The following is an 18,953-nucleotide window of genomic DNA, read 5'->3' on the forward strand; positions in this document are numbered from 1 at the left end:
GCCGGTCATGAAGCGCAGGCCCGTGCCGGTCATGAAGCGGAGGCCCGCACCGGTCATCAAGTGCAGGTGCGTGCCGCTCATCGATCGAAGACCCGCGTCGGTCATCAAGGGAAGGCCGGCGTCGGCCCTCCCCTTACGGAGGGTGCGACGGATCGCTACGGTAAGGCACGTTCGACGGCTGCTGTCCCTGGCGGACGAGTGACAACGAGGACCACGCTATGAGTGAACCCAGCGAGTGGCTCATCTACCGCGGAGTCGGCGAACCGCACGACGGCGTACCGCAGTTGCCTCCCCCGCCGCCCTGGCGTGACTTCGCGGGCAGTCGCGGTGCCCCGGCGGACGGGGATGATTCCGCCGACCGCCGTCTCGGTATCCCCGGACGCATCGCCGAGGAGCACCGGCCGGGCGCCGAGGAACTCGAAATGATCAACGCCGCGCTGTATCTGCGGCGCCCGCTGCTGGTCACCGGGGACCCGGGTGCCGGAAAGAGCACCCTCGCCCACTCCGTCGCCCGTGAACTCGAGTTCGGCAAGGTGCTGCGCTGGCCCATCGTCAGCCGCTCCACCCTGCTGGACGGGCTCTACCACTACGACGCGATCGCCCGGCTGCAGGACGTGCAGATCGCCTCGCACGCATCCGGCGACGGGGTTGACGGAGCAGACTCGGCCCAGAACGTGGGGAGTTACATCCGGCTCGGCCCGCTCGGCACCGCCCTGCTGCCCTCGGACCGGCCAAGAGTGCTGCTCATCGACGAGCTCGACAAGAGCGACATCGATCTGCCGAACGATCTCCTCAACGTGCTGGAGGAGGGCGAGTTCGCCATCCCCGAGCTGGAACGGATCGTGGACCGGCTGCCCGACGGCGAGGCGGACGTGCTGGACCATGACGGCAACAAGGTACGGATCAAGGGCGGCCGGGTGCAGTGCGGGGCCTTCCCGTTCGTCGTCCTCACCAGCAATGGTGAGCGGGACTTCCCGGCCCCCCTGATGCGCCGCTGCATCCATCTGGAACTCGACCGGCCCGACCACAAGCGGCTGGCCGCCTTCGTCAAGGCCCACCTGGGCGAGGAGGTGGCCCGTTCGAGCGAGGACCTCATCACCCGCTTCCTGGAGCGTTCACGCAGCGAACTCCTGGCCACCGACCAGCTGTTGAACGCGATCTACCTCACCCATGCCGCAGCGCCGGCCGGCCGCGACCGGCTGGCCGAACTGCTCATCCAGCGACTCGACCGGCCGAGGTGAGGTACTGATGCCCGGGGTGGACGGGGCACCGGAGGTGCCCGGCGCGGACGGGGTGTCCGGGGTTCCTGGGGTGTCCGAGGGGCCTGGGGTGCCTGGGGTGTCTGGGGTGTCCGGCACGGGCGGGGTGTCCGGTGCGGACGGTGCCCCTGGCGCGGGCGGTGCCCCCGTGCCGCCGGGTGTGGACGGTGCCCCTGGCGCGGGCGGTGCCCCCGTGCCGCCGGGTGTGGACGGTGCGCCCGGTGCGCCCGGTGCGCCCGGTGCCCCCGTGCCGCCGGGTGTGGACGGTGCGCCCGGTGCGCCCGGTGCCCCCGTGTCGCCCGGTGTACCCGATGGGCCAGGCGCCCCGGAGCCGTACGAGGAAGGGTTGCTGCCGACGCTTGTCGCACGGCTTCGCGGGGCCGGGCTCGATCCCGACGTCGAGCAGCTCTGCGATGCCCTCTGGCTGGCCAGGTGGACCCGCGTCCCCGGCGCGCCCGAGGAGGACGTGGCCGGGGCGGTGCCCTCGGGCGTCCGGCTGCCCGACGAGCCCGCAGGCGCGGAGGGCGCGAAGGGCGCGGGAGGCGGTCCTGTTCCGGACACCGGCCGGTCCGACCCGCCCGATGAGGGCCGCAGGCCGGGTGACGAGGCGGTCGACGACGGGCGGATCGCCCTGTACCCCGTCCCGGCCCGCGCACGGGCCGGTGGCAAGCGGGACGAGGGTGACCCGACGGGCCGCCGGAGTTCCGGGGCGGAGCCCCGCGCCACCGTACTGGCACTCGGGGTGCCGGCCGCACCCGTCCTGCCGGCACCCCTCGAACTCACCCGCGCGTTACGCCCGTTACAGCGCTACCGACCGGTCTCCGCCCCGCTGCGCCGCGCCCTGGACGAGACGGCGACCGCGGACCTCAGTGCCCGCGCGGGCGGCATGATCATGCCGGTGTTCCGTGGGATCGGCCGGGGCGACGCGATCCTCCAGTGCGTCATGGACGCCTCGTCCTCGATGCTGGTGTGGGACCGGATGTTCGGCGAACTCCAGCAGATCTTCGGCCAGTTGGGTGCCTTCCGGGATGTGCAGGTGCGCTATCTGCACCAGGGCCCGGACGGCGGCTGCACGGTCAGCCGCAGCTCCGACCCCACCGCTGCCGCGCTGCACTCCGCGGACCGGCTCAGCGACCCGACCGGGCGCCGGGTCACCGTGGTGATCAGCGACTGCGCCGGACCGCTCTGGCACAGCGGGCGCGCCCACCGGCTGCTGCACCACCTGGCCAGGCAGGCCCCGGTCGCCGTGTTGCAGCCGCTGCCGCAGCGCATGTGGAACCGCACCCGGCTGCCGGTCACCTTCGGCTCGTTGTCACGAGGTGACGGCCTCGCCGGAGCCACCCTGCTGAAGGTCACCGAGGACGCCGGAACCGGCCCCGCGGTGCACCCCGGCGCCCTGGCGGTCCCGGTCCTCCCGCCGGTGCCGGACGCCCTGGCGGCCTGGGCCAGGCTGCTCTCCGGTACCGGAGCGGCGCGGATCTCCGGAGCGGTCGGCTGGGTGCGGGCCGACCAGCCCCCGGCGGCCGCCCAGCGCTCGGGCGCCGCCCTGTCCTCGCTCCAGCTGGTCAGCCGCTTCCGTTCGACCGGCTCACCGGCCGCCGGACAGCTGGCCGTCTATCTCGCGGCCGCGCCCCTCTACCTCCCGGTGATGCAGCTCGTGCAGCGCACCATGCTGCCCCAGTCGGGCCCGTCCGAACTCGCCGAGGTACTGCTGAGCGGCCTCCTCTCGCGTGCCGACGGCGGCGGGGGCCGCGGACAGTGGTACGCGTTCGGGCCCGGCGTCCAGGAGGCGCTGCTCGGTCCGCTGGGCCGGGACGAGGCACTGCTCGTGCTCAAGCACTGTTCGGAGTACATAGAGACGCGGTTCGGCAAGGGCGGCCCCAACTTCCCTGCCCTGGCCTTCGCTCAGCTCGGCGACGGCGGGGCGGGCGATTCCCCGTACGCCACCGGGAGCGGCAGCACGGGCATCGGGTACCGGGACGGGGAGTCCGACAGGGGCGAGGAGAACGAGGACAGCGAGGAGAACGAGGCGGGCGGGGGGATCGGGGGGCGCGGCGGCATCCGAGTTCCTCATGCCTTTGCCGAGGTCGCAGCCCGCGTACTGGAGCGATTCATGCCCGTGCCCCCCAGATTCGTGACCCCGCCGGAGACCGCCGCCGGACCGTCGGCGCCGGGTACCGCCCCCGCCGTGAAGCGTGCCCGTGAGCTCGTACGGCACTTCGAGGCCGACAAGATGGTGCAGCGTCTGATCGACGCGGTCCAGCTGCTGCGGGGAGCCGCCGAGAACGGTCCGCGGCAGGCCGTCGACCCCGAGCTCTGGGCGGAGTACGCGCGCTGCGTGCTGCGGCTGTGGGAGGTACAGGGCGGCGCCGAGCTGCTCCGCGAGGCCGAGCGGGCCGCCGAGCGGGCAGCCGCGATTCCCGCCGCGGTACGCGAACGGGCCGTGCTGGCCAAGGTGTTGCACGCGGCGGCCGACGACCGGCGGCGGCGCGGCGACCGGCGCGGCGCCCTGGAGCTGCTGCGGCGCGCCGACCGCGAGTACACCGCCGCCTGTGCGGCCCCCGGCCTGGATCCGGCCGAGGCGCTGCGGCTCACCCTGGAGCGGGTGCGGGCCCTGGAGGCGCAGTGGCGGCTCGACGGCGACAGCGCCCTGCTGCAGAGCGCCTGCGGGATGCTGGAGGCCTTCGCCGACTCCTGGCCCGACCAGGAGAACCGGCCGGCCGCCCTCCCGCTCCAGCACGGCCGGACGCTGCTGAAGCTCTCCGGCGCCACCGACGACACCGAGCGGTCCAGGGAGTTCGCCCGGCAGGCGGCCCGCTCGCTGCGCACGGCCTTCGCCCAGGGCGGCCGGCACACCATGGGCACCGAGATCCGCGTCGTGCTGGACCTGGTGGACGCGCTGCTGGCCTCCGGCGAGGAACCGGACGAGGCCGCGACCCTGACCGGGCAGGCGCTGGAGACGGTACGGGACCAACGGCAGCGCGCCCAGCTGCAGACCAGGGCCGGACGGGTCCGGGTCGCCCGCTACGAGCACACCGGCGATCCGGACGAACTCGTCGAAGCGGCAGACTGGTTCGCCCGAGCGGTCCGGGGGATCCCCCGGGACTCCCGGGCCCACACCGATCTGCTCGCCGAGTGGGGCGGCACGCTGCTGCGCCGCGCCGGACTGCCGGACGGCGGCCCTTACATCGGTGCGGCGGTGCGGGTGCTGCGTGACTGCCGGACCGAGACGCCGGCCGGCGGTGCGCAGCAGTCCGAGCGGCTGCTGATGCTCGGCCGGGCGCTGATGCTGCGGCACCGGGCGATCGCGGACCGGGTCGACCTGCGGGAGGCCGAGTACCTGTTCGGGCTGGCGGCGCAGGAGGCCACGGCCCCGCTCACCGCGGCGCGCTGCTGGCTGGAGCTGGGCAGGGCCCAGCTGGAGGCCGCCGACGTACTGGACAGGCCGGCCCGCCGCGACGAGGCGGCGGAGGCCTTCCGCTCGGCCGCCGAGTCCGCCGCGGCGGCAGAAGCGGAGCCGGAAAGTCCGCAACGGCTTCAGGAGGCTGTGGAGTTGGGTGCTACAGCCAACCACTGGCGGGGTATGACGTATGAGAGAGCGGGGCGCCCCCGGGCCGCGCGAGAGGCGTACCGGGCGGCCCGCCGGGAGTGGCGCAGGCTGCCGGACGGCGGCGGGGCGGCGGGCGAGTCGACCGCCGAACGGCTGGCCGAGCTGGAGCGATAGGAGCGGTCGGTCCAGGTGCTCGACGACGAGCACCCGGCACGGCGGCGCGTCCCGACCGGGTACGGGTACGGGTACAGGTACGACTACGACCGGCGCGTGACCGGCGCGTGACCGGCGCCGGGCGAAGGCGCGGGCAGCAGGACGAAGCGGGCCAGGGACGCGGGACCGGCGGTGTGCGCTCAACGGCGAGCGCGGGGCGGCGGGCCCGGTGCTGAGTACGGGGAGGCGTGATGAGCGAGTCGACACACAACGAGGGGGCGGCTGTGCCCGACGGCACGGGCGTGGGCGCGTCCGGGGCCGCGGGCGCGCTGCCGGACCTGCTGGAGCTCGATCTGGAGACCCTGCGGACCCTGGGCCACCCGGTGCTGGCGGAGGTGGTCGCCGATCTGCGCGGCCGGGCCGAACAGCCGCGGGAGATGCTCTGGGGATTCCAGAGCGCCTTCTGAGGCGGAGGGTCCCGCAGCGCCGCCGCACGGACCCGGACCCGGCGCACGGTTTCGGCCCGGGGCGTGGCCGATCAGGACATCATCGTCCGGGACGTGTCTGCTCGCGCCGGGCGCCGGGGATACTCACCCCGGGCCGGTACCGGTGACCGTCCCGGCAGACGCACAGCACGGGGGTGCCGGAGTGGTCCGACGGACGACGCCGCAGGGGGAGCGGTACGCGGAAGGGTGCGGCGAGCCGCCGCGCCCGGACGGAGTGCGGCGCCCGGCCGCGTTACCGGAGCGCGGTGGCGCGGGCTCGCCCCCGCCCGTGCCGTTCGGGCAGTTCATCGTGAAGGTGCACGGCCGTTGCAACCTGGCCTGCCGGTACTGCTACCTGTACGAGGGCCCCGACCGGACCTGGCGGAGCCGGCCGGCCGCCGCCTCGCCCGCAGTCCTGGACCGCGCCGCGGACCGGATCGCCGAACACGCCGCCGCCCACCGGCTCCGGCACGTCGCCCTGGTGCTGCACGGCGGTGAACCCCTGCTCGCGGGCCCGGCCCGGCTGGCCGCCCTCGCCGACCGGGTGCGGGAGCGGGTGCCCGGGGGCTGCACCGTCCACGCCACCGTGCAGACCAACGCCACCCTGCTCACCGACGCGGGCGTCACCACGCTCGCCCGGCACGGCATAAGCGTCGGCATCAGCCTGGACGGCGGCCTGGCCGCCCACAACGCCCAGCGCACCGACCACGCGGGCCGCCCCTCCTGGCCCGCCGCCTCGCGCGGCGCCCGGCTCCTCGCCGACCACCACGCCGACGCGTACGCGGGCATCCTCACCGTCGTGGACCCGCGCACCGACCCCGTGGAGATGTACGAGTCGCTGCTCGCCCTGCGCCCGCCGGCCCTGGACCTGCTCCTGCCGCACGGCAACTGGACCAGCCCACCGCCCGGTCTGCCGGACCCGGCGGACACCCCGATGGGTCCGGGTTCGGGCCGTGCCACCCCGTACGGCGACTGGCTGTGCGCCGTCTTCGACCGCTGGTGGCCGGCGGCCCGGCGGGAGACCCGGATCCGGCTCTTCGAGGAGTGCGTCGCCCTGCTCCTCGGTCTGCCCGCCGCCACCGAATCCCTCGGCCTCGACCCCGTCAACGCCGTCGTGGTCGAGACCGACGGATCGATCGAACAGGTCGACTCCCTCAAGTCCGCCTACGACACGGCGGCCGCCACCGGACTCGACGTCTTCCGGCACACCTTCGACGACGCCCTGCGCCACCCCGGCGTCGCCGCCCGGCAGGCAGGAGCCGGTGCGCTCGCCGCCGCCTGCCGCGCCTGCCCGGTGCTGACCGTCTGCGGCGGCGGCCACTACGCCCACCGCTACCGCGCAGAGAACGGCTTCATCAACCCGTCCGTCTACTGCGCAGATCTCGAACGGCTGGTCCGCCACGTGGCGGACCAGCTCGCCGAAGCAACCGCAGGAGACCCCCCATGAGCCCCGCCATACCCGATCGCGCGCTGCGCGAACTCGGCCGCACGGAGGGCGACGCCGACTCCCTCGGCCTGCTCGTACGCGATCAGGACACCCGCCGCCTCGTCCTCCTCAGGGCCCTGCTCGACGCGGCGTCGGCCGCCCCCACGACGGTGTGCCCGCCTCCACTGCTCGACCGGCTGCGCGAGGACTGGGCGCTGCTCGAAGCGGCCGAACGCGCCGACCGGGCCGCGGTGCGCACCGTGCTGTTCCACCCCATGGTCGGCCCCTGGGCGCAGCGGCTCCTGAGCGGCCTCGCCGCCACGACCGCCCCGACCCCGGAACTCCGCGCGGACCTGGCCCACTTGAGCGCGCTCGCGGCCGCGGCCGCGATCCGGGCCGCACTGCCCTGCACCGCTCGGCTCACTCCTCGCGAAGGACTGCTCTGCCTGCCCACCCTGGGTGCGGTACGGACGGGCCCCGGACCTGTCGAACTCGCCTATCTGGGCGGTGAGGTGACGATCCGTCCGACCGGTGCGCCGCCCCTTTCGGTACGGGCCCTGCCGGACGGCACCATGTGCTCGGCCGACCCCCGCTGGCTGCCGGTGCTCGCGCTGCCCGCCGTACTGCCGGGCGCCGGCCCCGTACCCCTGGACGACCTCGACCCGTACCGTGCCCGCGGAACCGGACTCGAACGCCATGGGCTGAGCGGCGCCCCCCACATCGACGACAGCGAACGCAAGGCGTGGAACGAGTCCTGGTCCGCGGTCGAACCGATGCTGCGGGTGGGCGGCGAGCACCGGCTCACCGAAGCGGCCGTCCTGCTGCGCTGCCTCGTCCCGCTCGGACCGCCGCCCGGCTCCGGGCCGACCGGTCGGAGCGCGGCCCACTGCAGCGGCACCCGGCGCGAGGCGTTCGGCGCGGTCCTCAGCAGCAGGCCCGCCACGCCTGCCTACTTTGCCTCGACCCTCGTGCACGAACTCCAGCACACCAAGCTTGCCGCGCTCGGCACACTCGTACCGCTGCACCACGAGGACGCGACCCCCCGCCACTTCGCCCCGTGGCGCCCGGACCCCAGGCCCTTCGACGGGCTGCTCCAGGGCGCCTACTCGCACCTGGCGCTCGCCGACTACTGGCAGCGGTTCGCGCTCGGCGCGCGGCGGGTCACCGACTGCGACCTGGCCTGGGCGGAACACGCGCGCTCCCGCAGGCAGGTCGGCGCCGTACTGCCGGTACTCGCCGGCTCGGCCGCCCTGACCACCGAGGGACGGGTGCTGGTCAACGAGATGATCACGGTCTACCACCGTCTGGAGGATTCGCCGCCCCCCGCGGGGCACCTCGCACGCGCGGAGGCCTACGTCAGCACCGCCAAGGTGATATGGCAGCAGAGGAACGGATCGCCCAGGAGCTGAACAGCCAGGTGATTCCGGCCGGGGCGACCTTGCTCCGGTGTATCTTGACAGAGCTCGCAACGAGGCCAGGGAGACGGTTCAATGCCCGGAACGCGTAAGCAAGTTGGAGCAATCGGGGCGCAGACCGTCACCCTCAGTTTCGCCGGTTTCAACCGGGCCTGGGCGGCGTGGATCGCGGACCGGCTGGAGCGGCGCGGGGTGACGGTCGTCCAGCAGCGCTGGGACCCTCCGGTCGAGGTCCCGCTGGAGGACGCCCTGCGGGACCTGATGCTCTCCCGTGGCCGCATCCTGGTCCTGCTCAGTGACTGGTACTTCCAGGTCGGGCCCCGCGGCCACAAGGAGTGGAACCGCGCCCTGCGCGAGGTCGTCGCCCCCGACCAGGAGCGTTTCGCCGCAGTGTCCGTCACCACCTCGGCACTTCCCGGCGCCACCTCGGTCTACGCCGCCGCGGACCTGACGAACGTCGGCGCGGACGAGGCCGAGCGCCGGCTGCTCGTACGCCTGGGGCTGCCCACCGACCCGCTGCCCGAGGCCGCCGCCGCGCGGCCGGGCCCGCGCTACCCGGCCGACACCCCCGAGGTGTGGGGCGGGGTGCCGCGCCGCAACACCCGTTTCACCGGCCGCGAGGAACTGCTCAGCAAGGCCTACACGGCCCTGCAGGACGCCGGGACCGGTGCGGGCGTCGTCACACTGCACGGCATGTCGGGGGTGGGCAAGACCCAGCTGGCCGCCGAGTACGTCTACCGGTTCGGCTCCGAGTACGACGTGGTGTGGTGGGTGCCCGCCGACCGGCGCGCCCTCTACCGCCAGAAACTCGCCGAACTCGCCCCGGAACTGGGCCTGTCCACCGGCGCCGAGTACGGCGAACGACTGCGCGCCGTACGCGACTCGCTGCGGCGCGGCGACCCGCACCCCCACTGGCTGCTGGTCCTGGACGGCGCGGACGAACCGGAACAGATCTGGGACCTGGTGCCGACCGGCCCCGGCCACGTCCTGATCACGTCCCGCAACCCCGAGTGGAGTGAGCACAACAGCAACCTGGTCGAGGTGCCGATCTACAACCGTGAAGAATCGGTCGCCTTCATCCTCCGCCGGGCCCCGCGCCTCACCCGGACCGAGGCCGACCGGCTCGCCGAGGCGCTGGAGGACCTCCCGCTGCTGCTCGACCAGACCGCGGGCTGGCTGAACGACTCCGACATGTCGGTCGAGGAGTACATCGAGCTGCTCGGCGGCGGCATCGACCAGGACGTCGTCAAGGTCTCCGCCGACTTTCCGCTGGCCTTCCAGACCGCCTGGTCGATACTGCTGAACAAGCTCCGGGACACCGTCCCCGAGTCCGTCGATCTGCTGCGCCTGTGCAGCTTCTTCGCGCCCGGCTCCATCCCCGTACGGCTGCTGAAGGAGATGCCACCGGGCGAACTGCCCGAGCAGCTCTCCGGCCTGATGAACGACCCGCTGCTGTGGAACAAGGCGATCAGCCAGCTGCGTCAGTACTCGGTGGTCCGCCTGGAGTCCCACGAGGCCGTCGTCGACGAGTCGTCCTCCGGCGAGTCGGTCTATCTGCACCGCATGGTCCACCAGATCGTCCGCAAGGACATGCCGGAGCGCGACGCCCAGGAATTCATCGACGTGGTCCGCCGCGCACTCGCCGCCGCGGACCCGGGCCGCCCCACCGACACCCGGCTGTGGCCCCGATACGCGGAGATCACCCCGCACCTGAAGTGGGCCGACGTCCTGCGCAGCACCGACCCGGCGGTCCAGTCCCTGGTGCTCAACTGCCTGCGCTACATGTACCTCTCCGGGGAGTACCGCGCCGGAATCAAGCTGGGCTCCCGTGCCATGACGGCATGGGGTGAGCTGATGGGAGAGATCCACCCCCGGGTCTGGGACCTCAGCTACAACTACGCCAACCTGCTGCGCGCGGTCGGCGACTACGCCGGAACCGAGGCGATCGAACGGGCCGCCGTCGACCACCTGCGCACCGAGCGGGGCACCCACGACCTGGAACACCTGCGCGCCGCCAGCGGCCTCGCGGCGGACCTGCGCGGCCTCGGGCAGTACGACGAGGCGTACGAGATGTCCAGCTGGATCCTGAGCGCGTACCGCGAACTGCTGGGGGACCAGGACTCGCTCACACTCAGCGCGCAGAACAACCTGGCCATTTCGCTCCGTCTGCTCGGGCGGTACGAGGAGGCGCTGGAATTCAACCGGCGCACCCTGGAAGCGCGTCGGCAACTGCTCCGGCAGCGCCACAGCTGGACCCTGTACTCCGAGATCAACTACGCCACCGATCTGCGCCTGCTCGGCCGGTACAGCGAGGCCGAATCGCTCCAGACCCAGAGCGTCCGGGTGCACCGGCTCGTGATGGGCAACGAGAACCCCCAGACACTGCGCGCCGAGCACAACCTCGCTCTCTGCTACTACCGTTCGGGGCAGCGCAGTCAGGCCGCAGAGCTCTTCACCCGGGTGCTCGAACGCGGTGAGCGCGTGCTCGGCGAGAGCGACCCGCTGACCACGATGTTCGCCGCCAGCCAGAGCTGTTTCGCCCGGGAGCACGCCGACATCGACCAGGCCCGGGCCATAAGCGAGAAGGTCATGGAAGCCTACGTGGACATGCTGAGTGACCAGCATCCCTATGTGGCGGGCACCCGGGGCAACCACGCACTGATCCTGCGCAACGTCGGGGAGCGTGACCACGCGCACCACCTTGCGGAGGACGCGCTCGCGGACATGGGCCGGGCGGTGGGCGAGAACCACCCCTGGACACTGGGCTGCGCCATCAACGTCGCGGCGCTGCGCAATCTCGTGGGCGACCCCGAGTCCGCCGCCGCGCTGACGGAATCGGTCACCACCCGGGCCACCGAGATCCTCGGCAGAACCCACCCGCTGACCCTCTCCGCCCGCATCGCCCACGCGGCCGATCTGCGGGGACTTCGCGACCGGCAGCGGGCGGAGAAGGTCGAGACGGAGGCACTCGGCGATCTGGCGGCCACCTTGGGAGCGCAGCACGTTCACACCGTCTCGGCGCGCTCCCGCAACCGGCCGTACTGGGACTTCGAGCCGCAGATGATCTGAGTACCCGCCCGGTATCCACACATGATGTGAGGGGCCGTCACCAGCCTTGTGGTGCAGGCTCCGAGCGGCCGTCGGGGACCGTCCCGGTCCTTCCGAGCAGCCGTGTCGCCGGGCGGGACGAGCCGAGGCCGAGCGCCCGGGGCAACGCCGAGGGCCCGGCTCCGCGATGGATTCGCGGGGCCGGGCCCTCGGTTCATGAACTCGCTGATCAGGCCTCGAAGACCTCGTCGGCCAGCTGGGCCTGCTCGGCCTGGTGGCGCTTGGCCGAGCCGACCGCGGGGGACGAGCCGCGCGGCCGCGAGATGCGGCGCAGGCGCTCACCGTGCGGGACGTCGGCGCCGACGGCCAGGTCCAGGTGGTCGATCAGGTTCAGGGCGATGAACGGCCAGGCACCCTGGTTGGCCGGCTCCTCCTGGGCCCACAGGTACTTCTCGGCGTTCGGGTACTTGGCGATCTCCGCCTGGAGCTCGGCACCCGGCAGCGGGTACAGGCGCTCAAGGCGGATGATCGCGGTGTCCGTGACGCCGCGCTTCTCGCGCTCGGCCTCCAGGTCGTAGTAGACCTTGCCGGCGCAGAAGACGACCTTGCGGACCGCGTTCGGGTCGACCGACTCGTCGCCGATCACCGGACGGAAGCCGCCGGTGGTGAACTCCTCCACCTTCGACGCGGCCGCCTTCAGGCGGAGCATCGACTTCGGGGTGAAGACGATCAGCGGCTTGTGGTGCGGGTTGTGCACCTGCCACCGCAGGAGGTGGAAGTAGTTCGACGGCAGCGTCGGCATGGCGACCGTCATGTTGTCCTGCGCGCACATCTGGAGGAAGCGCTCCGGGCGGGCGGACGAGTGGTCCGGGCCCTGGCCCTCGTAGCCGTGCGGCAGCAGCAGCGTGACGCCGGAGGTCTGGCCCCACTTCTGCTCGGCCGAGGAGATGAACTCGTCCACGACGGTCTGCGCGCCGTTGACGAAGTCACCGAACTGGGCCTCCCAGATGACCAGCGACTCCGGGCGGGCCAGCGAGTAGCCGTACTCGAAGCCCATCGCCGCGTACTCGCTGAGCAGCGAGTCGTAGACGTTGTAACGGGCCTGGTCCTCGGAGAGGTACAGCAGCGGGGTGTAGTCCTCGCCGGTCTTCTGGTCGACGAGCACCGCGTGCCGCTGGCCGAACGTGCCGCGGCGGGTGTCCTGGCCGGCGAGCCGGACCGGGGTGCCCTCCATCAGCAGCGATCCGATGGCCAGCGTCTCGCCCATGCCCCAGTCGATGGTGCCGTTGTCCACCGAGGCGGCGCGGCGCTGCATCTGCGGCATCAGACGCGGGTGGACGGTGATCCGGTCGGGGATGTTGACCTGCGACTCGGCGATCAGCTTGACGACCTCCGAGGACACCGCGGTGGTCACGGCCACCGGGAACTCGGCCTGGACGTCCGGGACATGCGGCTGGGACGGCGCGGAGGTGGCTTCGCGGACCTCCGCGAAGACCTTCTCCAGCTGGCCCTGGAAGTCCTGGAGCGCCTGCTCGGCCTCCTCCAGCGTGATGTCGCCGCGACCGATGAGGGACTCGGTGTAGAGCTTGCGCACCGAGCGCTTCTTGTCGATCAGCGTGTACATCTGCGGGTTGGTGAACTCCGGGTTGTCGCCCTCGTTGTGACCGCGGCGGCGGTAGCAGATGAGGTCGATCACGACGTCCTTGTTGAACGTCTGCCGGTACTCGAAGGCGAGCCGCGCGACGCGGACCACGGCCTCCGGGTCGTCACCGTTGACGTGGATGATCGGCGCCTCGATCATGCGCGCGACGTCCGTCGCGTACATCGAGGAACGCGAGGACTCCGGGGCGGCGGTGAAACCGACCTGGTTGTTGATCACCACGTGCACGGTGCCGCCGGTGCGGTAACCGCGCAGCTGCGACATGTTGAGCGTCTCGGCGACGACGCCCTGGCCCGCGAAGGCCGCGTCGCCGTGGAGCGCGACGGGCAGGACGGTGAAGTCCGTGCCGCCCTTGTTGATGAGATCCTGCTTGGCGCGGGCGATGCCCTCCAGGACCGGGTCGACCGCCTCCAGGTGCGAGGGGTTGGCGGCCAGCGAGACCTTGATCTGCTCGCCGTCCAGACCGGTGAAGGTGCCCTCGGCGCCCAGGTGGTACTTGACGTCACCGGAGCCGTGCATCGACCGGGGGTCGAGGTTGCCCTCGAACTCCCGGAAGATCTGCGCGTACGACTTGCCGACGATGTTCGCCAGCACGTTCAGCCGGCCGCGGTGGGCCATGCCGATGACGACCTCGTCCAGGCGCGCCTCGGCCGCGGAGTCGATGACCGCGTCGAGCAGCGGGATGACGGACTCGCCGCCCTCCAGCGAGAACCGCTTCTGGCCGACGTACTTGGTCTGCAGGAACGTTTCGAACGCCTCGGCGGCGTTGAGCCGTCGCAGGATCCGCAGCTGCTCCTCGCGCTCCGGAGCCGGGCGCGGACGCTCCACCCGGTCCTGGAGCCACTTGCGCTCCTTCGGGTCCTGGATGTGCATGAACTCGATGCCGGTGGTGCGGCAGTACGACTCACGCAGGACACCGAGGATGTCACGGAGCTTCATCAGGGTCTGCCCGGCGAAGCCGCCGACCGCGAAGTCCCGCTCCAGGTCCCACAGGGTGAGGCCGTGCTCGGTGATGTCCAGGTCGGGGTGCTTGCGCTGGCGGTACTCCAGCGGGTCGGTGTCGGCCATGACGTGGCCGCGGACCCGGTAGGAGTGGATCAGCTCGAAGACCCGTGCGGCCTTGGTGACGTCGTCGTCGTGCGAGGCGTCGATGTCCTTGAGCCAGCGGACCGGCTCGTAGGGGATGCGGAGCGCCTTGAAGATGTCGTCGTAGAACCCGTTCTCGCCGAGCAGCAGCTGGCTGAGGATCCGCAGGAACTCGCCGGAGGCGGCGCCCTGGATCACCCGGTGGTCGTACGTCGAGGTCAGGGTCATGACCTTCGAGATGCCCAGCTTGTTCAGGGTGGCCTGCGACGTGCCCTGGAACTCCGCCGGGTAGTCCATCGCGCCGACACCCATGATGAGGCCCTGTCCGGGCATCAGGCGGGGCACCGAGTGAACGGTGCCGATGCCGCCGGGGTTGGTCAGCGAGGCGGTGACGCCCGTGAAGTCGTCCATGCCGAGCTTGCCGTTGCGGGCCCGGCGGACGATGTCCTCGTAGGCCTGCCAGAACTCGAAGAAGTTGAGCGTCTCGGCCTTCTTGATGGCCGCGACGACCAGCTGGCGGTCGCCGTTCGGCTTCACCAGGTCGATGGCCAGACCGAGGTTGACGTGCTCCGGCTTGACCAGGGTCGGCTTGCCGTCCTTCTGTGCGAAGGAGTAGTTCATCGCCGGCATGGCCTTGAGGGCCTGCACCATCGCGTACCCGATGAGGTGCGTGAAGGAGATCTTCCCGCCGCGGGCGCGCTTGAGGTGGTTGTTGATGACGATGCGGTTGTCGAAGAGCAGCTTCACCGGGACGGCGCGCACGGACGTGGCCGTCGGCAGCTCCAGTGAGGCGTTCATGTTCTTCGCGACGGCGGCCGAGGGACCGCGCAGCGTCACGTACTCCGGCCCGGCCGGGGCCTCGGCGGCCGGGCCGGCGGCGGCCTTCGCGGCCGGAGCCGGTGCTGCCGGAGCCGGGGCGGCCTTCACCGGAGCGGGTGCTGCCGGAGCCACCGGGGCGGCCGCGGCAGGAGCGGGCGCCGGTGCAACGGGTGCGGCCGGGGCCTGGACCACGGGCGGCGCGGGTGCGGCCGGGGCGGTGTGGTTGGTGGCGGTCGGTGCGGTCACGGCCGGAGCCGTGGGCGCTGCGGCCCCCGCGGCTGCGGCGCCGGGAACGGGCTTGTCCGCCGTGCCGGAAGTGCCCGGCTTGTAGTCGGCGAAGAAGTCCCACCAGGCGCGATCGACCGAATTGGGATCCTGGAGGTACTGCTGGTAGATCTCGTCGACGAGCCACTCATTGGGGCCGAAAGCAGCAGCCGGGTTCGAACCCGGGCTGGCTTGGTCGGTCGAGATGCTCGAGTTACTGGGGGACTGAGACGACACGGCGGCAACCGCCCTCTTCCGCTTCACAAGGTGGTGGACAGCGGAAATCAAGGCTACGCCTCCCGGACCGTTCCATGCGGACCGGGCCGGTCTTCGTCGTGCAAGTCACATCGAAAGTCGGGTTTCGGCGCAGGAAATGGCGGGAAACAAGCCTGGTTCCGCATTGCTCCGGGTACGCGAGACCGCACTTACGGCCCCTTGGACCGTACCCCTTGAACAGAACACGCAGAACGTGCCCTTCCGGTTGGAAGCCTATGTCAACCTCGCGGTTGATGGAGCCCCGGAAGAGTGACGCGGATGCGGCATCCGCGAGCTGATTCGGCCACACCGATGCGTCCGCCGTGCAGATCCACCGCCCAGCGGGCGATCGCGAGGCCCAGCCCCGTACCGCCGTCGCTGCCCGGACCGTGCGGGGACATCACCTCGCCCCGGTTGAAACGCTCGAAGACCCGGTGCCGCTCGGACTCCGGAATGCCGGGGCCCTCGTCCACGACCTCCAGGTCCAGTGACTCCGGCTGAGCCCCGCGCCGCGCGAGCACCGTGACCCGGCCGTGCGGCGGGCTGTGCTTCACCGCGTTGTCGATCAGGTTCGCCACCACCTGGTGCAGCCGCTCCGCGTCCGCGTGCGCGGTCAGCTCCGGCGGGGACACGTCCAGGTGCAGATGGACATCCTTGCGGGTGGAGTTCCCGGAGCCGGAGGACAGCCGGCGGTGGGCGGCGGCGAGATTCGCCTCCTTCAGCACCCCCGACAGATACGGCCACACCTCGAAACGGCCGGCCTTCAGCGTGACCACGCCGTTGTCCAGCCGGGACAGGTCCAGCAGCGTCTCCACCAGCCTGCCGAGCCGCTCGGTCTGTTTGAGGGCCGTGCGCATCGTCTCCGGATCGGCCGAGGACACCCCGTCCACGACGTTCTCCAGCACGGCTCTCAGCGCCGCGATGGGAGTGCGCAACTCGTGCGAGACGTTCGCCACCAGCTCCTTGCGGTGCCGGTCCACGGCCTCCAGGTCGTCCGCCATCAGGTTGATCGTCTGCGCCAGGTCGCCCAGCTCGTCACGCCGGTCGGCGCCGCTCACCCGTCTGGTGTAGTCGCCGTGCGAGATCGACCGGGCCACGGCTCTCATCTCGTCCAGCGGCGCGGTCAGACCGTGCGCCACGAACTGGGTGATCAGCAGGGTCGCGATGACCGAGAACACCGTGATGAACCGCAGCTCGGTGCGGGTGCGCAGGGCCACCATCAGCAGGCCGGTCGTGATGAACACCGAGACCACGACGAGCGTGCCCAGCTTGGCCTTGATGGAGAACGGCCGCAGCCCCGGTCCGGGCGCGGTCATGGCGCCGGGGTCTCCAGGGCGTAGCCGACACCGTGCACGGTACGGATCCGCTCCGCGCCGATCTTCCGGCGCAGCGCCTTGATGTGACTGTCGACGGTCCGGGTGCCCGAGGCGTCCGCCCAGTCCCAGACCTCGGCCAACAGCTGCTCCCGGGAGAGCACCGCGCGCGGCGTGTTGGCCAGGCAGACCAGCAGGTCGAACTCGGTCGGCGTCAGATGGACGTCGTCCGCCCGCACCCGCACCCGGCGCTGTGCGTGATCGATCTCCAGCTCACCGAGGCGGAGTATCCCGCTGCGCGGCGTCACGGCGGCCAGCGCGGCCCGCTCGACCCGGCGCAGCAGGACGTGCACCCGGGCCGCCAGCTCACGCATGGAGAACGGTTTCGTCATGTAGTCGTCCGCGCCGACCCCGAGGCCGACGAGCATGTCGGTCTCGTCGTCCCGGGCGGTCAGCATCAGCACCGGCACCGGGCGCTGGGCCTGCACCCTGCGGCAGACCTCCAGCCCGTCGAAACCGGGGAGCATGATGTCGAGCACCATCAGATCCGGCTGCCAGGCCTCGGCCGCCTCGACGGCCGCCGGGCCGTCGAGCGCGGTCTGCACCAGGAAGCCCTCGGCCCGCAGCCGGGCGGAAATGGCATCGACGATCGTCGCGTCGTCCTCGACCACCAGGACCCGGCGCTGCGCGCCCGGGGTGGCCGCGACACCGTTGTGGGTGGTGTGTGTCTGTTCCATCGCCCCGCCCCTGCCCGTTCTCACGGAGGCCATTCCCCCGGACGCACGGTTATCGCTCATGAATTTCGTGGAGATCCCGTTATCGGTCAGCAGCGTAAAGGCAGCGGGCGGCTCCCGGCTACGCAGGGTGCAAGGGCGCCGGGGCGCGTTGGCAGCGCGAAGAGGGCGGAGTGTCGCTCTTGTGGCGCTTGGCCCCGGGCGCCCCCGGGCCCCGCATACCCGGCGGGGGGATCGCAGGCGGATCTCAGGCCGCGCGAATTGCGAGATGGACCACGTCGGGCACACCTCGGGCAACGCCTACCTCTTCGGTTCGAACCCCATGGAACCCGGCATCACGCAAGGCTTGTTCGAACTTCTCGGACGGCTGTGCGGACCACACGGCGAGGACTCCGCCGGGTGTGAGCCGCTGGTGGCAGTCGGCGAGACCGGCGGGGGAGTAGAGATTCCCGTTGTCGTCGGTGACGGTCCAGTCCGGCCCGTTGTCGATGTCCAGACACAGCGCGTCGTAACGTTCCGTAGTCGTACGGAGGTGGGCGACGAGATCCGTCGTCAGGACCGCGGTCCGCGGATCGGCGAGCGCCGGCCCCGAGATCCCGGCCAGCGGCCCGCCCAGGTGCCAGTCCACGATGGCCCGCTCCCGCTCCACCACCGCGATCCGGCCCCAGCGCGGCTCGGCGGCGGCCCGTGCGAGCGAGAACCCGACCCCGAGCCCGCCGATGAGTACCGCCGGGGCAGGCCGTCCGGCGGGCAGCGCGGCGAGTGCGGCGTCGATCAGCAGCCGCTCGGAGCGCCCGTCCGAGGTGTCCATCAGGAAACACCCGTTGGCGATGATCTCGAAGTCGTGGCCCCGCTTGCGCAGGACGACCTCCCCGTACGGTCCCTCGCGGCGGTCGAGGGTGACGGGGGAGAGGATGTCGGGGCCGTAGGTGTGGGGCATGGCGCGGATCTCCGGTGGATGTGTCGGTGGGTGCCACCGCCGGTCGGTGTCACGGCCATCCTGGCCCGCCCAGCCGCGTCCGGGCCAGCGGTTTGCCCGAGCGGGCACCGGCCGGCCGAATTCGGGCCGACCCGGTCAGCCGCGCTCGGAACGGGCCCCGCGCACCGCGAACAGCACCGCGCCCACCCCATGCACCGGCAACCCCACCACCCACGCCCCGGCCCACGCCCCGGCCCACGCCCCGGCCTGCGGCCCGGGGTGCATCGGCCAGGCCCACAGGGCGGCCGCACCACCCGGGGCGCGCCGTGCGGCCGGGTACACCGCGCCGCCGTAAACGGTCATGGGCAGCCGGCTCAGAGGGGCCGGTTTCCGGAGGGGACGTCTCTGGCCTTGGACACGGATGGGAGCAAGCGGCGGGCGCTTGGCGGTCAGGTCGGCCCAGTAGCTGAGGGGGTCGTTTGTACGACTTGAACGCGCGTACCGGCGCGACGTCCTCGAACCGCACGGCCCCGGCATCCACCAGCGAGCGACGGAACTCGGACCCGC

The 18,953-nt window shown here is 72.0% G+C and carries 11 protein-coding genes; 6 read left to right on the forward strand and 5 right to left on the reverse strand.

Features of this window, described 5'->3' with window-relative positions:
- The first annotated feature begins 218 nt into the window (after positions 1 to 218).
- The 6 genes from FHX80_RS20725 to fxsT all read left to right on the forward strand — a co-directional run bounded on the left by FHX80_RS20725 (position 219) and on the right by fxsT (position 11,357).
- Positions 219 to 1,241 (forward strand): AAA family ATPase, encoded by a 1,023-nt coding sequence (locus tag FHX80_RS20725; protein WP_145765563.1) that lies wholly within the window; start codon positions 219 to 221, stop codon positions 1,239 to 1,241.
- A 367-nt stretch (positions 1,242 to 1,608) separates the two neighbouring features.
- Positions 1,609 to 4,983 carry an SAV_2336 N-terminal domain-related protein gene (locus FHX80_RS20730; RefSeq protein ID WP_244318610.1) on the forward strand — a complete coding sequence of 1,125 codons (3,375 nt, stop codon included), beginning with the start codon at positions 1,609 to 1,611 and terminating at the stop codon, positions 4,981 to 4,983.
- Between the two features lie 230 nt (positions 4,984 to 5,213).
- Positions 5,214 to 5,429, forward strand: a complete 216-nt coding sequence (gene fxsA, locus FHX80_RS20735; protein WP_145765564.1) for an FxSxx-COOH cyclophane-containing RiPP peptide — start codon at positions 5,214 to 5,216, stop codon at positions 5,427 to 5,429.
- A 307-nt stretch (positions 5,430 to 5,736) separates the two neighbouring features.
- Positions 5,737 to 6,894, forward strand: coding sequence for an FxsB family cyclophane-forming radical SAM/SPASM peptide maturase (locus FHX80_RS20740; protein ID WP_145765565.1), 1,158 nt, complete (start codon positions 5,737 to 5,739; stop codon positions 6,892 to 6,894).
- Positions 6,891 to 8,282 carry an aKG-HExxH-type peptide beta-hydroxylase gene (locus tag FHX80_RS20745; protein WP_145765566.1) on the forward strand — a complete coding sequence of 464 codons (1,392 nt, stop codon included), beginning with the start codon at positions 6,891 to 6,893 and terminating at the stop codon, positions 8,280 to 8,282. The genes FHX80_RS20740 and FHX80_RS20745 overlap by 4 nt, the downstream gene beginning before the upstream one ends.
- Positions 8,283 to 8,363: 81 nt before the next feature.
- On the forward strand, positions 8,364 to 11,357 hold the full coding sequence (gene fxsT, locus FHX80_RS20750; RefSeq protein ID WP_145765567.1) for an FxSxx-COOH system tetratricopeptide repeat protein: 2,994 nt from the start codon (positions 8,364 to 8,366) through the stop codon (positions 11,355 to 11,357).
- Positions 11,358 to 11,565: 208 nt separating this feature from the next.
- Here fxsT and FHX80_RS20755 read toward each other — a convergent pair whose 3' ends face one another.
- From FHX80_RS20755 to FHX80_RS20780, 5 genes are all read right to left on the reverse strand, one after another.
- Positions 11,566 to 15,402 carry a multifunctional oxoglutarate decarboxylase/oxoglutarate dehydrogenase thiamine pyrophosphate-binding subunit/dihydrolipoyllysine-residue succinyltransferase subunit gene (locus tag FHX80_RS20755; protein WP_145765568.1) on the reverse strand — a complete coding sequence of 1,279 codons (3,837 nt, stop codon included), beginning with the start codon at positions 15,400 to 15,402 and terminating at the stop codon, positions 11,566 to 11,568.
- 257 nt (positions 15,403 to 15,659) lie between these two features.
- A complete protein-coding gene (locus FHX80_RS20765; RefSeq protein ID WP_145765570.1) occupies positions 15,660 to 16,736 on the reverse strand; it encodes a HAMP domain-containing sensor histidine kinase in 1,077 nt (358 codons plus the stop codon).
- Positions 16,733 to 17,470, reverse strand: coding sequence for a response regulator transcription factor (locus tag FHX80_RS20770; RefSeq protein ID WP_145765571.1), 738 nt, complete (start codon positions 17,468 to 17,470; stop codon positions 16,733 to 16,735). Before FHX80_RS20770 ends, FHX80_RS20765 begins: the two co-directional genes overlap by 4 nt.
- Positions 17,471 to 17,714: 244 nt before the next feature.
- Positions 17,715 to 18,407 (reverse strand): spermidine synthase family protein, encoded by a 693-nt coding sequence (locus tag FHX80_RS20775; RefSeq protein ID WP_145765572.1) that lies wholly within the window; start codon positions 18,405 to 18,407, stop codon positions 17,715 to 17,717.
- Positions 18,408 to 18,542: 135 nt separating this feature from the next.
- On the reverse strand, positions 18,543 to 18,749 hold the full coding sequence (locus FHX80_RS20780; protein ID WP_145765573.1) for a hypothetical protein: 207 nt from the start codon (positions 18,747 to 18,749) through the stop codon (positions 18,543 to 18,545).
- Positions 18,750 to 18,953: the final 204 nt, after the last annotated feature.

The sequence above is a fragment of the Streptomyces brevispora genome, from assembly GCF_007829885.1.
Lineage (GTDB): Bacteria > Actinomycetota > Actinomycetes > Streptomycetales > Streptomycetaceae > Streptomyces > Streptomyces brevispora.